This window comes from Virgibacillus sp. LDC-1 (genome assembly GCF_030137545.1).
GTDB lineage: Bacteria > Bacillota > Bacilli > Bacillales > Amphibacillaceae > LDC-1.
Genome location: NZ_JARUVL010000001.1, coordinates 347680 through 361605 on the forward strand (window position 1 = coordinate 347680; position 13926 = coordinate 361605).

13 protein-coding genes are annotated in these 13926 nt (G+C 37.9%); 10 read left to right on the forward strand and 3 right to left on the reverse strand.

Annotated elements, in window-relative coordinates; translation table 11 throughout:
* The first annotated feature begins 41 nt into the window (after positions 1-41).
* The 5 genes from exaC (at position 42) to QBK89_RS01545 (ending at position 5899) form a co-directional block, all read left to right on the forward strand.
* Entirely contained in the window at positions 42-1562 is a 1521-nt protein-coding gene (gene exaC, locus QBK89_RS01525) for an acetaldehyde dehydrogenase ExaC (RefSeq protein WP_284139237.1), read from the forward strand.
* A 63-nt stretch (positions 1563-1625) separates the two neighbouring features.
* The gene (locus QBK89_RS01530) at positions 1626-1988 is read left to right on the forward strand and encodes a DUF779 domain-containing protein (RefSeq protein ID WP_284139238.1); all 363 of its coding nucleotides are present in this window, start codon (positions 1626-1628) and stop codon (positions 1986-1988) included.
* A 110-nt stretch (positions 1989-2098) separates the two neighbouring features.
* On the forward strand, positions 2099-3136 hold the full coding sequence (locus tag QBK89_RS01535) for a hypothetical protein (protein ID WP_284139239.1): 1038 nt from the start codon (positions 2099-2101) through the stop codon (positions 3134-3136).
* Between the two features lie 119 nt (positions 3137-3255).
* Positions 3256-3687, forward strand: a complete 432-nt coding sequence (locus tag QBK89_RS01540; RefSeq protein WP_284139240.1) for an IDEAL domain-containing protein — start codon at positions 3256-3258, stop codon at positions 3685-3687.
* A 334-nt stretch (positions 3688-4021) separates the two neighbouring features.
* Positions 4022-5899, forward strand: coding sequence for an OPT family oligopeptide transporter (locus tag QBK89_RS01545; protein WP_443089761.1), 1878 nt, complete (start codon positions 4022-4024; stop codon positions 5897-5899).
* Between the two features lie 53 nt (positions 5900-5952).
* Here QBK89_RS01545 and QBK89_RS01550 read toward each other — a convergent pair whose 3' ends face one another.
* The 3 genes from QBK89_RS01550 to QBK89_RS01560 form a co-directional block, all read right to left on the reverse strand.
* Entirely contained in the window at positions 5953-7962 is a 2010-nt protein-coding gene (locus QBK89_RS01550) for a penicillin-binding transpeptidase domain-containing protein (RefSeq protein WP_284139242.1), read from the reverse strand.
* Between the two features lie 233 nt (positions 7963-8195).
* Positions 8196-9137 (reverse strand): LCP family glycopolymer transferase, encoded by a 942-nt coding sequence (locus tag QBK89_RS01555; RefSeq protein WP_284139243.1) that lies wholly within the window; start codon positions 9135-9137, stop codon positions 8196-8198.
* A gap of 107 nt (positions 9138-9244) precedes the next feature.
* Positions 9245-9808, reverse strand: a complete 564-nt coding sequence (locus QBK89_RS01560) for a class D sortase (RefSeq protein ID WP_349774615.1) — start codon at positions 9806-9808, stop codon at positions 9245-9247.
* Positions 9809-10209: 401 nt separating this feature from the next.
* Here QBK89_RS01560 and tapA point away from each other — a divergent pair, with 401 nt between their 5' ends.
* From tapA to QBK89_RS01585, 5 genes are all read left to right on the forward strand, one after another.
* Positions 10210-11043 (forward strand): amyloid fiber anchoring/assembly protein TapA, encoded by an 834-nt coding sequence (gene tapA, locus QBK89_RS01565; RefSeq protein WP_284139245.1) that lies wholly within the window; start codon positions 10210-10212, stop codon positions 11041-11043.
* Entirely contained in the window at positions 11040-11666 is a 627-nt protein-coding gene (sipW, locus tag QBK89_RS01570; protein ID WP_284139246.1) for a signal peptidase I SipW, read from the forward strand. Before tapA ends, sipW begins: the two co-directional genes overlap by 4 nt.
* A gap of 72 nt (positions 11667-11738) precedes the next feature.
* Positions 11739-12347, forward strand: a complete 609-nt coding sequence (locus QBK89_RS01575) for a TasA family protein (RefSeq protein WP_284139247.1) — start codon at positions 11739-11741, stop codon at positions 12345-12347.
* Positions 12348-12372: 25 nt separating this feature from the next.
* Positions 12373-13224: a TasA family protein gene (locus QBK89_RS01580; protein ID WP_284139248.1), complete on the forward strand. Its 852-nt coding sequence runs from the start codon at positions 12373-12375 to the stop codon at positions 13222-13224.
* Positions 13225-13300: 76 nt separating this feature from the next.
* On the forward strand, positions 13301-13915 hold the full coding sequence (locus QBK89_RS01585) for a hypothetical protein (protein WP_284139249.1): 615 nt from the start codon (positions 13301-13303) through the stop codon (positions 13913-13915).
* Positions 13916-13926 lie beyond the last annotated feature (11 nt).

Sequence of the window (13926 nt, forward strand, 5' to 3'; positions counted from 1 at the left end):
TACACCCTTGCCCACTAATTATATAAGGGAGGAAAAAGTGTATGCAATACGCAAATCCAAATACTACTGGATCTAAAGTGAATTTTAAAGAGAGGTATGACAATTTTATTGGCGGGAAATATCAACCGCCAGTAAATGGTGTTTATTTCCAAAATGTTAGCCCTGTAACGGGGGAGGTTTTCTGTGAGGTTGCTCGTTCGTCAAAAGAGGATGTAGATGCTGCTATTGATGCAGCGTATCAAGCGAAAGAAAGCTGGAAGGAAACCTCGGTAGCAGAGCGATCACAGATTTTAAATGATATTGCAGATCGCATGGAGGATAACTTAGAAATGTTAGCGGTTGCTGAAACCTGGGACAATGGAAAAGCAGTTCGCGAAACGTTAGCCGCTGACATTCCTCTAGCAATTGATCATTTTCGATATTTTGCTGGTGTGATTCGAGCACAGGAAGGTGGCATAAGTCAGATTGACTCGAATACGGTAGCCTATCACTTCCAAGAACCTTTAGGTGTTGTCGGACAAATTATTCCATGGAACTTTCCTATCTTGATGGCTACTTGGAAACTAGCTCCAGCATTAGCGGCAGGAAACTGTGTTATTTTAAAGCCTGCTGAACAAACGCCTGCATCGATTCATGTGTTACTAGATTTAATAAAAGATCTACTACCAGATGGTGTGGTAAATGTGGTCAATGGTTTTGGTGTAGAAGCGGGAAAACCGTTAGCCACTAATTCCCGTATTGCCAAAATTGCATTTACTGGAGAAACGACGACGGGAAGACTTATTATGCAATATGCGTCCGAAAATATCATTCCAGTGACGCTTGAATTAGGTGGTAAATCGCCAAATATATTTTTCCCAGATGTCATGGATAAGGATGATGCATTTTTAAACAAGGCGATTGAAGGGCTTGTGATGTTTGCACTTAATCAAGGGGAAGTATGTACGTGTCCATCAAGAGCGCTTATCCATGAATCAATCTATGATTCGTTTATGGAGCGGGCGATAGAGCGTGTCAAACAAATAAAAGTTGGGCATCCATTAAATACAGAAACAATGATGGGAGCACAGGCTTCTACAGAGCAACTTGAAAAGATTAAGTCCTATTTGGATATTGGAAAACAAGAAGGAGCGGAAGTGCTCGTTGGTGGAGATGTCAATCAATTAGCAGGAGAATTAGCCGGCGGATATTATGTTCAACCAACCATCTTTAAAGGAAATAATAGTATGCGTATTTTTCAGGAAGAGATTTTTGGACCCGTTCTTTCTGTAACTACATTTACGGATGAAGAAGAGGCAATGAAGATTGCCAATGATACATTATATGGTTTAGGTGCTGGTGTTTGGACGAGAAATATAAATACGGCATATCGTTTTGGAAGAGGAGTTGAAGCAGGAAGAGTGTGGACGAATTGTTATCATCAATATCCTGCACATGCTGCCTTTGGCGGCTATAAAAAATCGGGTATTGGTAGAGAAAATCATCGTATGATGCTTGACCATTATCAACAAACGAAAAATTTGCTTATTAGCTATTCAGAAGGAGCTGCAGGCCTTTTTTAAAAGTGTTAATTATTATGGAAAAGGAGAATGCACCTCTTTTCGGCATGATAAGGAGGAAAAGGTATGGTAGAACGTGTCATTGCAACCGAAGCGGCGCTAGAGCTTATCGAACACTTAAAACGATTACATGGTGACTTGTTATTTCACCAATCAGGAGGCTGCTGTGATGGAAGCGCGCCGATGTGTTTTCCGAAAGAAGAATTTAGAGTAGGCGATTCTGATATGAAGCTAGGGGAAATTGGTGGGTGTCCCTTTTATATCGCTAAGGATCAGTATGCATATTGGCAGCATACGCAGTTAATTATTGACGTAGTAGAAGGAAGAGGAGGAATGTTCTCGTTGGAGGGTCCAGAAGGAAAGCGCTTCTTAACTAGATCGCGTGTGTTTACAAATGAGGAATGTAATAGCTTGGTGAATAAAACGTAGCATGTTTTGTATTCAAGTTGCATAGAAAAATCTTGATACTGGAATCACTAAACTAGCCCAATACACATACACTAGTTGAGAGTCATATTAAAACTAAAGGATGTGTTAGCTTGGATAAAACATATTATTATGTCACTGGAAATACATCAAAAGGGCTGGTAAATTTCTTAGATTCAAATTTGCACCAGATTAAAAATGTGATTGTTCTAAAGCATCCATCATTACGGGTGAAAACTGCAGTATTGGATCATCTTGTGAAGCAGCTTTATAATCAAAAGAATATAGAAATATTATGTAGTCCGTTTGGAGCGGACTTACTTGATGGCATCATCAACAGAGAGGATTCTGTTGCTATTGTTTCAGAAGATGTAATACCGGCGGGTACGAATTTGGATGTAAAGGAAGTAGACCTAGAATTAACAATCCAATATTCTGAACAGGATAGTGCTACGAATAGAGAAATCTATAGGCTTTTAGATAATGCTTATGCATTGTTTGCTGATGGCTTAGAAGTTCATGATGATCTCGAATCCATTTATATTCAAAATATGGATTTTGAACGTGCAAACGAAACGACTTCAAACTTAATTGAAAGTCTCTTAAACGGGGCTGTGGAAAAAGAAGGAAAGGGACACGTTTTCCATCGCCTTTTTGGTACAAATACGCCAGATGGAAGCGTTAATGTCCTCCCTTCCCTTCTTCAAAGAGTTAACAAAAAATATTACATTAAAGGGCGTGCTGGTACAGGGAAATCGACCTTAATGAAGAAGGTATGTCAAGCATGTGTGGAACGTGGGTATGATACGGAATTGTATCATTGTAGCTTTGATCCAAACAGTATTGATATGGTACTTGTTGATGAGTTAGGCTTCGCAGTATTTGATAGTACCGATCCACATGAGTTTTTCCCTGAAGATGAGCAAGATATCATTCTAGATATGTACGAGAAGGCAGTAACGCCAGGAACGGACGATTTGTATGCCGCATCTATTCACAGTTTAAACGAAGCGTATAAAGGATACATGAAAAAAGGAATATTAAAGATTAAGGATGCACGAGTGAAGCTAGATGAGATTGAGAAAAAAGATTCTATTTCAGAATTAACCCTACGTCAAGTAACGGATCAGCTATTAGCTGTAAAAGAATAAATAATCGCCAACCTTGGCGATTGTTTATTCTAAATTCCTAAAAGCAGTTGCGTGGTTCATCAAAATTGTGTAAAATTAATTTACAGAAAATTATGATTATAAGTGGTGGGGGTGGATAAGTGGTAACCGTCAAATTACTTAAACCATACTACATTAAGTCAGACGAACAAAATGTAATTGTTGTCTTAGCCTATCAATACTTCGCGATGTTTATAAATCATAAAGTGTACCAATTTATTCCGGTAGAAGAGAAAGAAATTCGAATTAATCGAGTTACGAGAAAAATAGAAAATGTCGGTGCGCGCTTTGCCTTTCAAAAAGGAAAAGATATTATTTATATGTCGATGTCAGAACTTATTTCTTTACCTGATTTTCTCCGCCAACTCAATACAATTACAGCTCCATATTTTGAAGAAGAAACAGAAATTAATAAGGTGGAGCAAACTGCTATTATTCGTGAACTAGAGCAATTAAACGTAAAGCGATTAATTGACAAAGCATTAGATGAACGAGATGAAACAGCATTTCGTCAATTAATGAAGCTACTGTAACGAAAAGCATTTCTCATAAAAAATGGGAAATGCCTTTTTCTTGTCTTTTTAACGGAACAGCTTTATATGAAATATACCAATGCTTTCATATTAATAAACAAGCTGTTGTTAATCTGTCGGATAATTGGATGAAAATGACAATTTGTCTTTTATGGTAAAGAAAAAAGAAACATAAGGTGTAAAAAAATTCCTCAAAACTATATCCATAGATACTTTGAAAAATTTAGAGATTATGATAATATTAAAAACTGTTGGCGAATTTTGCAATTTTAATTAAATTTTCTAATTACTTCGAAAACTATCTGTTTATTCGTCATTAAAATTAAAGAAGAAGGTGTTTTGTTTGGCAAAGGAAAAGGGGAATGCAGGCTTTCAACCATATGTACCTGCTTCACAAAAACGTCCTGAATTTACTGTAATGGCTATGATTGTTGGAGCATTTCTAGCAATTATATTTGGCGCAGCAAATGCTTATTTAGGATTGATCGTGGGAATGACCGTTTCTGCATCTATTCCAGCTGCAGTCATTTCAATGGCAATATTACGGGTCATAATGAAGCGTACATCTATCTTGGAAAATAATATCGTTCAGACGATTACTTCCACTGGTGAATCACTTGCGGCTGGGGTGATTTTTACGCTTCCTGCATTATTTATTTGGCAGTTACAACCCAGCCTAACTACCATTGCAATTATTGCATTAGCAGGTGGGATTCTTGGTGTTGTATTAATGATTCCATTACGTCGTGCACTAATTGTTAAAGAACATGACACACTTCCTTATCCAGAAGGAACTGCGTGTGCAGAGGTGCTTGTTGCAGGAGAAGAAGGAGGAAAAGGAGCCAAACTAATTTTTGGTGGTCTTGGTATTGGAGCCGGATTTAAGCTCTTAACAGATGCTGTAAAGGCTTTTCCTTCTGCGATAGAATGGGAAATTTATAAATTTCAAAACGCAGCAATTGGCATGAATACGTTACCTGCTTTACTAGGGGTTGGATTTATAATAGGACCAAGAATTGCCGGAATTATGTTTGCTGGTGCAGTTCTTGGTTGGCTAGGAATCATCCCGTTAATCAGTTATTTTGGTCAATTTGCAGATACGGTTATTTACCCTGCAGCAATTCCAATCAGTGAGATGAACTTCCATGATATTTGGGGCAATTACTTAAGATATATTGGTGCTGGAGCTGTAGCATTTGGAGGAATTATGGGGCTTGTCAAAACATTGCCAACTATTATCTCTTCCTTTACTGGAGCTGTAAAAGGATTTAAGGATGCAGGTGGAAGTCAGCAGCTCCGTACAGAACAGGATATTCCAATGAAAGCGATTGTTCTTTTAACGGTCGGGTTTTTAGCAATTCTAACATTCTTCCCACATATTGAGGTTGGAATTGTTGGTGCGCTACTCCTGTTAGTATTTGGATTTTTCTTTGTAACTGTTTCATCACGCATTGTCGGAATTGTTGGCTCTTCTTCAAATCCGGTATCAGGGATGACAATCGCAGCCTTAATTTTCATTACAATTGTATTGTCTTTAGTAGGACAAACCGGTGAAGCGGGTATGGTATCTGCGATTATTATTGGTTCTGTTGTTTGTATAGCTGCGGCAATTGCAGGAGATACTTCACAGGATTTGAAAACCGGATATATTGTAGGAGCTACGCCAAAATGGCAACAAATTGCGCAGCTTTATGGTGTGCTTATTACGAGTATAGTGATTGGCTTTATCCTAATTTTATTAGATAATGCATATGGCTTTGGATCATCAGATTTACCTGCACCACAAGCGGTTCTTATGTCTATGGTGGTTGAAGGAATCATGAATGGTGATCTTCCTTGGAATTTAATTTTTATCGGAATGGCAACTGCAGCAGTAGTGGAGTTGTTTGGAATCGGTTCATTACCATTTGCAGTAGGATTATATTTACCAATACATTTAACATCACCAATTATGGTTGGTGGATTAATTAAGTGGATTGTAGAACGAAGAGCGAAATCCAAAGAAGAACGTAAAGAAAAAGTGGAGCGTGGAATCTTACTGTCATCAGGTTTAATTGCTGGTGAAGCATTAATGGGGGTAATGATTGCACTTTCTATAACAGCTGGAATTACATTACCAGCAGAGACGTTATTTGGTCCAATGGTATCGATTGTGATGTTTGGACTCGTTGCTTGGTATTTATACTTTACTGCAACGAAGAAAAAAATATAATAAATGAAGAAAACACCTGTACGCGAGATAAAATCGTGTACAGGTGTTTTCAGTTATCGAATTGCTTTTAAAATGTTTGTTACTTTCTCAGTTGTAAGATGGCTAGCTCCTTTATCTTGAACCTTCTCAAGCATCATTGCGATGACAATATTTTGTTCATCTTTTGGATAACCAACGAACCACCCATTTTCATCGCCATCTTCTCCAGTATTTAATTTTAGTTCAGCAGTTCCTGTTTTTCCTGATATCGGAAAATCTGCTTTTTGAGCTTCTTTTGCTGTTCCATTCGTGACAACTTTTCGCAACGCTTTTTGAATGAGTTGTGCATGGTCTGCTGAAAGAATATCCTTTTTCCAAGGTTGACCCGTTTCTTCTGTAAGTAAAAGCGTTGGCTTAACCATTGTCCCATTATTGAGAAAAGCTCCAAATGCAGCTGCTAAATGTAAAGAACTTAATTGAATTTCTCCCTGACCATAGCTTGTATTCGCTAATAGCACTTCATCGTCTAAACTTCCTGAAGCAGATATAGATGATGGTGTTATCGGGTATTCAAATGGAACATCTTCTCCAATTCCAAACTGCTTTAGGCCATCGACAAGTGCTTTATCTCCCATCTCTACTGCCTTTTTCGCAAAAAAGATATTGTCGGAACGAACAAGGGCATCTGTGACATCAACTGGTTTGCTAGAGGTAGATACGCGTCGTACTTTATAATCTCCCCAGCCTTTTCCATTACTCCAGGTTAATCCCTTTATTTCAATACCTTCATTAGGTTTAATCGTCCCCTCTTGTAAGCCGATCGCAGCAGTAATTGGTTTCATTACGGATCCAGGTGCATACGTTGAAGCAAACCGATTTAGTAAAGGATTTTGCGGATTTTTTTGCAATTCATCCCATTTACTTTGTTGTATTCCATAAATAAAATCATTTGGATCAAAGGATGGACTACTTACTAACGCTAATGTCTCTCCTGTTTTTGGATGGATCGCCACTGCTGTTCCAGCTTCCTCACCAAAGCTTTTAAATATTTCACTTTGTACATTCACATCAATGGTCAATGCAATATTTTCTCCATTTTTAACAGGCTTCTCAGCTAGGAATTGCTCCTCTTCACCATCCTTTGTAATCGAAATGGTGACTCCTTTTTCTCCTCTAAGCTTCTCTTCATATAATTGCTCCAGACCGCGTTTTCCAATCAAGTCATTTGCATCGTAATTTCTATCACTAATTTCTTCTAATTCTTCAGCTGTTATTTTTCCAATATAACCGACTAGATGAGCGGCGTCTTCGCCAGCAGGGTATACTCTGCCCGTTACTTCCTTTCCTTTTACCCCATTGATCGCCCATAGTTTCTCTAGCAATGCCTCATTTGCTGGTGGTACTTTTTTCAATGGGACAAATAAATTTGGTTTTACCCAGCTAGCGTTTAATTGCTTTTCAATTGTTTCAACTGACATGTTGAGCAAGGAAGCTATTGTTTGCTTACTACTTGCAGCAAGCTCTTCCGGAACGACACCGATTTCCCACACACTAGCATTAATAGCAAGTGGCATTTTATTTCGATCTTCAATCTCACCGCGAGTTGGTTGCACCGTATTAATTCTTATTTTCCCTCCATCTTTTATTTGAGGAAATATAAAGCCGGGATCCCAATTAATAAACCAATTTTTGTTATCTTTTTCTCCTTGTTCAACAAGTGTAGCATCGTAACCAAAGGTAATTGGACCTGCTGCACTGTTCATTTCTACAGTAAATGGAATGGTAGCTTCTCCATTTTTTGTTGCTGCTTTCAATTTTTCCTCACTAAGCTTCGAAAACGATACGTTCACATCTGTAATCGAAAGATCCTCATATATTTTTTTATAGCGATCAGCGACTTCTTCTGTTGGATATAGAGTAGTAGCTTCGTTGGATAGCATGCTATACATCTTATCGAACGCCTGCTTATTCCAATGTGCTGCATATTGTTCAAAACGATCGTTTGGTGTAACTTGATCATCGTTCGAACATGCAGTTACAAATAAGATTAACATCATTATAAGAATAAATTGTATTTTTCTCATATGAACCCCCTCAATATGATAACGTACATAGTCTCATTATAGCATGGCGGCATAGACAATAAAAAGCCACCTAATCGGTTAATTATTGGTTATTTCCGCATAACTAGTAGTATTTTAATCCGATGAGAAGCAGGATAAGGTAAGGGAAGGATATGCTGAAAGTAAATGTCATTTTTCTGTTCAATTAAAAATCAGTGAGAGATGAAAAAGTCCTCACTGATTAGTATTTCATATTATTTTGCTTGCATATGTGATTTGATTTCATTCGTGATTCGAGCGAATTCTGAATCAGGAACTACATAATACCATACTTTTCCAATAGTTTGTCCGCTGCCTTTAATCTCTAATGTTTTCATGTTATTTCTTGTGTTGCGATAGTTAGAGAAAAGATTTTGTAATTGGTCTTTGTTTAAATCTGTTTCAACATTGTTTCCTAAGATACCAAAAATCTCGCCAACTTTAGTTATACTGGAAAAGCTCGCTGCTTCATTCATTGCAGCAGTAATCACATTTCGTTGTCGTTCATTTCGCCCTAAGTCTCCGCGTGGATCTCCTTTTCTCATCCGAATGTATTTTAAAGCATCTTCTCCATTTAAGTGAATTTTGCCTTTTTCAAATGTTCGTCCTCCTTGAGAAAACGCTTGATCATTTTGTACCGTTACGCCACCTAGGGCGTCAACACCTTGCTGGAAGCCTTCCATGTTAACCTTGGCGTAAAAATGAACGGGAACATCAAATGTTTCTTCTACAGTTTGAACAGACAGTTCGACTCCTCCATAAGCATAGGAATGATTAATTTTATCCTTATTTCTTCCTGGAAGAGTAACGTATGTATCCCTTGGGATACTAAGCATTACCATAGAGTTGGTTTTAGGATTTAAGGACATAAGAATCATTGTATCTGATCTTCCTTTATCTCCAGGCCTTTGATCTACACCAAGTAATAGAATATTTACTGTGTGATTCTTTTTGAAAATGGATTCGATTTCTTTTTGACGATCAGGATCATCATCTCTTGCTAAAGGATTGTGCATTGTTTCAATCGTGTCCCCAAGCTTATCCCACATATAGTAGAGGAAGCCTCCCCCTATTAGTAGGACAGTAATTAAACTAATTCCAATCCACTTTAACCATTTCTTCTTTTTTCGCTTACGCTTATCTGTTCTTAATTCCACGTATATTCTCCTCATCTAGCATGATTAATATTAAATGTATCTTGTTGTAATTATATTCGTTGAATCAAATTATATCGAACATTAATTCGTTCGTCTATTTATTCTAATTATTTCTTTTTCGATTCGATAGGTAGTGCAGTAATAATATATCGATCTGGTGCATTGCCTATATACGTGAAGGGATAACATGTAGTAACGGTTAAAACTTCATTTGGTGCTGTTGGAACGATAATGGATCGATCATTTGCGGGAACAACTTTCGTGTTTGAAATTTCATAGGAAAAGCTTCCATATGGTGGTAACTGGATAGTAAGTATATCACCAATTTCGAGTTCCCCCATCCTCCGGAAAACAGTGTCTCGATGTCCAGACAGTACAATTTGATCTTGTTGCGTAGGATAAGCGGTTCCACGGTAATGACCAACACCTTTTTCTAATTCATCTTCATCTGTACCTTCGACGATTGGCAATTGTGCAGAAAGCTTTGGAATATGAAGAAGTCCAACGGTTTCTCCCACAGATGGATTGAACTGATCAGGAAAAGAAATTGTATCTGTATGTCCATTACTTGATGGAAGCTGATTTTTTTCTACTAGTTGTTTTGCCTCTTGCAAGCTTTTATTTTGAGCAGCGTTTGTCTGATACCATTGGTAACCACCTATGGTTGTCAAGCATACCCCTAAAAGTATGAAAAGAATTGCTAGCCTTTTCAAATATCATTCCCCTTTCTTTAAGCTCTTTTCACCCTGTAATATTATTATTTTAACGTTTTGTTTCATCTAGTATATAGAAGAAAATAGAAACTGAAAAGTCACTTGTTCTTGATAAGGAACAAAAATAATAGAAATAAGTAAAAACATGCATAAATCAAAGGGAAATCGATTAAACAAGAGATATTTGTTCTTAATATAGAATATTTGCCTAGATTTAAAGGTTTTCAAACAAAGGTGTGTCCTTTATAATCTTTATGAACTCGTTCTTTAAAAAGAACGAACGGAACTGAAACAATATTGGCTATTTTTTTACCAAATATGTTCTTTAAAAAGAACAAGAAAGATAGGAGGAGGGAGCCGTGCGATTAAAGCGGTATAAAAAATTTCAAAAAAGATATAGACGAACAAAGGTAGGGTTTCAATTATTGTTAGTCTGGGCTTGTGTACTCCTAGCAGGAACGTATTTTAATACATATACAAATGCGAGCTTTAATGACATAGAGGATGTTTCTAATTATTTACACGTTGACTGGGAGCAGGAAGAGGAACCTGGAGATCCAGATGAAGAATGGGATAAGAGCTCGTTAGTCGCAATGGAAGGCGATGGAAGCTTTGGATTTACATGCAATAGTGGCACAGTAGAATTATTTTCAATGATAAAAAACAAAGAAGATAGCAGTGATATGGCTGGCCCTTCAACATTTGATATACAGTATGCTCCATTTGAAGAGAAAGGACCGAATAATGGTCACCCAGGTGAGACGATATATTCAGGAGAGATCCCTGCACTAGAAAGTGGTGAAACTGTTACACTTCGTTTCTCTGCTAATGAATTACGACCAGGAAAATATAAATTTAAGGCATATCAGCGACCAGGACATCCCGGAAATAGTACACCTTGGGGAGGAATGATTGAACTTACGGTAGAGGATTTGAATAATTGTCTAGGAAATCAGACGACGGTCAATACGCTTGATAAGGAACAGTTTGAAGAAAAGAACGAAAAGCAAAAGGAATCTGAACCTAAAACAAAAAAGAACGAGGCTAATGAGGAAGTAGTTGTTCCGGAGAAAGGGCAAATAAAAGAGACTGAAAGTCAGGAGAGTCCTGCTGAAAAAGAACCGAATACCAAAGATGGAAATGAACAGGAAGGGAAGGAAGACGCTTCGAATATTGGAGGGGATGATACATGACAACAACAAGCTATGAAAGTAGAAAAGAAAGCCATCAACAGGACCGGAAGAAAAAAGCTTGGACAATGGTTAGCAATACAATGTCTACATTATTAATTGTTGTGTTACTTGGAATGACAATTTTGGTACTCTCTGCACGTGCATCAGGAGGAGAGCCAGAACTGTTTGGCTATCAAGTGAAAACTGTCCTCTCTGGATCGATGGAGCCTGCCTTTGATACAGGATCGGTCATTATCGTCAAGCAAATGGAGAATCCAAATGCGATTTCAAAAGGTGATGTGATTACTTATAAGCAAAGTAATAGTCAGCTTGTTACCCATCGCGTTATTGAAGTAATAAATCAGGGGGAGGCAACACAGTTTCGAACAAAGGGTGACAATAATAAAAATCCAGATATGAATCTAGTTCTCCCTCAAAATGTTACTGCAAAGTATACCGGAATTACGGTGCCATTTATCGGATATTTGCTTGGATACGCGAGCACACCTTTAGGTGTAGCATTACTTCTCATTGTTCCCGGAATCATGCTACTGGCGTATTCAATATTTACGATTCACCGTGCATTAAAAGAAATCGAACAAACAACAAAAGACTCGAAAACAGAGGAACAGACAATTGCTTAATAATTGTTCCCCTTGAACAAGGGTTCAATATACATACCCAATTGGGTGAAAACTATTTAGGAGGAATGGGAAATGAGTATGAAGAAAAAAATGACAACAGGTATTCTAGCAGGCGCGCTTGGATTGTCACTTGTTGCTGGCGGAACGTATGCTGCATTTAATGATGTAGAAACTGTCGACAACAGCTTTGCAGCAGGAACACTAGATTTAGAAACAAATACAGATGTGTTGTTTGATCTAAGCAATTTAAAGCCAGGCGATTGGTTTGAAAAAACATTGACCTTAACGAATAACGGGTCGCTAGCGATTGATGAGATCTTATTAACGAGTTTTGCTTCAGGATGGGAAGATGTGCTCCATAACCAATTACCTGATGATGGTGTTAATAACGAAGTAGATTTTCTCCGCCAATTTCAAGTTGAAGTGATGGGAGAGACATTTACATTAGATGAATTAGTAGCTCATGCTAATCAAAGCGTTACCTTTGAAGGAGCGGGTGTGGCTTCATTAGAACCGGGAGATTCTCATGATTTTGATGTAAAAATTACGTTTGTAGAGGACGATACTCGCTATGATGGCTCTCGCTTCTTTGAGCAAAACAAATACCAAGGAGAAGGTGCAGCGATTAATTTACGCTTTGAAGCTACACAAATGCCTGGTGAAGATCGCAGCAACGACTAAAAAATTGAATGGGGGAGCGTAAAAGATGGGTATTAAAAAACGATTAACAAGTGGAGCTATTGCTGCCACACTCGGAATCTCATTAATTGGAGTAGGAACATGGGCAGCGTTTAATGATGTGGAAAATGTAGAAGGTGGCGTTGCGGCAGGAACCTTGGAACTTTCTTTAAATGAACTGAATGGACAGCCGGTAAACTTTGATATTTCTAACTTAAAGCCTGGTGACCATATGACAAGACAGCTTCAGCTTAAAAATGATGGCTCACTAGCGATAAAAGATGTGCTCTTGTCTATAGAGACCGTTGACTTTCAAGACTATGCGCCAAATGAGCCAGGAATGCCAGGCTATGAGGATGAGGATACGTGGGGAGAAAATACCGTTGTTGACTACTTAAACCAGTTTGAAGTTACCATCATGAATGTAGGAAATGAAGGCAGTGGGGATGGGGAATTCCCGAAGAATATTATTCTTGAGAATGTATCTTTAGGCGATTTTTATTTAGCATCTGGTACGATCCATGGCGATCGTCCAGGGGAGGATCCAGCTTCTATCCAAGCTGCTAGAGAACGTGTCTGGAATAGTGTCGATCAAGCATATATTGATGTAGCTTCAAATCGATTGAATGTGTCAACAGTAAATCCTGATCAATGGACGGGACTTCCAGTCGATCCGTATGATCCAGACAATGTGCTTATCAAAATTGCTTTTAAAGATGACCAAACAAAAAATGAAGATGGCACATATGTACAGAACAAATATCAAGGAGATGCTGCTGCAATCGAATTTATGTTTGAAGCGAGACAATGGGATGGGCAGGATGTTTCCGACGAAGAAGGCTATGTAGAATCCAATGAACAGGCTAATAATGGCAATTAATTATTAAGGGAAGAGCTGCAGGGGAATTTGACGATTCCCCTGCAGCTATCTACTAAAGCTGGGAGGGGTGGATAGAATGAAACTAAAAGAATCAATTTTTTTCACCATTGTAATAATGGTGTTTTCCAGTATTTCTTTGGTGCATGCTGAAGAAGAATTTAATGTTGAACTTTCTACGAATCCCAGCACTATTCTTTTTCATATTGAAGAAATGAAACCAGGAGACTATGCAAGTAAAACATTAACGGTTACAAGTAATAGCACAGGAATGGTTGGTTATATCGTTAATGAAAGGTTTGTAGATGGATCTGAGAAGCTGTATGACCATCTAACATTAAGAATTTCAGATGAACACTCGACTTTATATGATGGGTTGGTGAAAGACTTTCAACAGCTCGAAAGTCGCGAATTAAAAGAGAAAGATTCAGATGTAATTACTTTTACAGTGTCCATGCCAAGTGAGTTAGGAAATGATTTTCAAGGGTTGAGAACAGCATTTGAACTAGAAATTTATGCAGAAGGGTCAATAAATAGTGCTTTGCCATCAGGAAGTAAATTACCAAACACGGCAACAGCTATGTTTCAGTATATTTTAATTGGTATCATCTTATTAAGTGTTGGAACTGCGGTTTATCTCCTACAAGTACGAAAGACATTGTTCAGGAAAAAGAAATTAGATATCGAATCATAATTTTCCTGCAA

Bases quoted from the DNA above. Each gene is read 5' to 3' on its own strand.
- exaC (WP_284139237.1), top strand. From the start codon at position 42: ATGCAATACGCAAATCCAAATACTACTGGATCTAAAGTGAATTTTAAA.
- QBK89_RS01575 (WP_284139247.1), top strand. From the start codon at position 11,739: ATGAGTATGAAGAAAAAAATGACAACAGGTATTCTAGCAGGCGCGCTT.
- QBK89_RS01530 (WP_284139238.1), top strand. From the start codon at position 1,626: ATGGTAGAACGTGTCATTGCAACCGAAGCGGCGCTAGAGCTTATCGAA.
- QBK89_RS01550 (WP_284139242.1), bottom strand. From the start codon at position 7,962: ATGAGAAAAATACAATTTATTCTTATAATGATGTTAATCTTATTTGTA.
- QBK89_RS01585 (WP_284139249.1), top strand. From the start codon at position 13,301: ATGAAACTAAAAGAATCAATTTTTTTCACCATTGTAATAATGGTGTTT.
- QBK89_RS01580 (WP_284139248.1), top strand. From the start codon at position 12,373: ATGGGTATTAAAAAACGATTAACAAGTGGAGCTATTGCTGCCACACTC.
- sipW (WP_284139246.1), top strand. From the start codon at position 11,040: ATGACAACAACAAGCTATGAAAGTAGAAAAGAAAGCCATCAACAGGAC.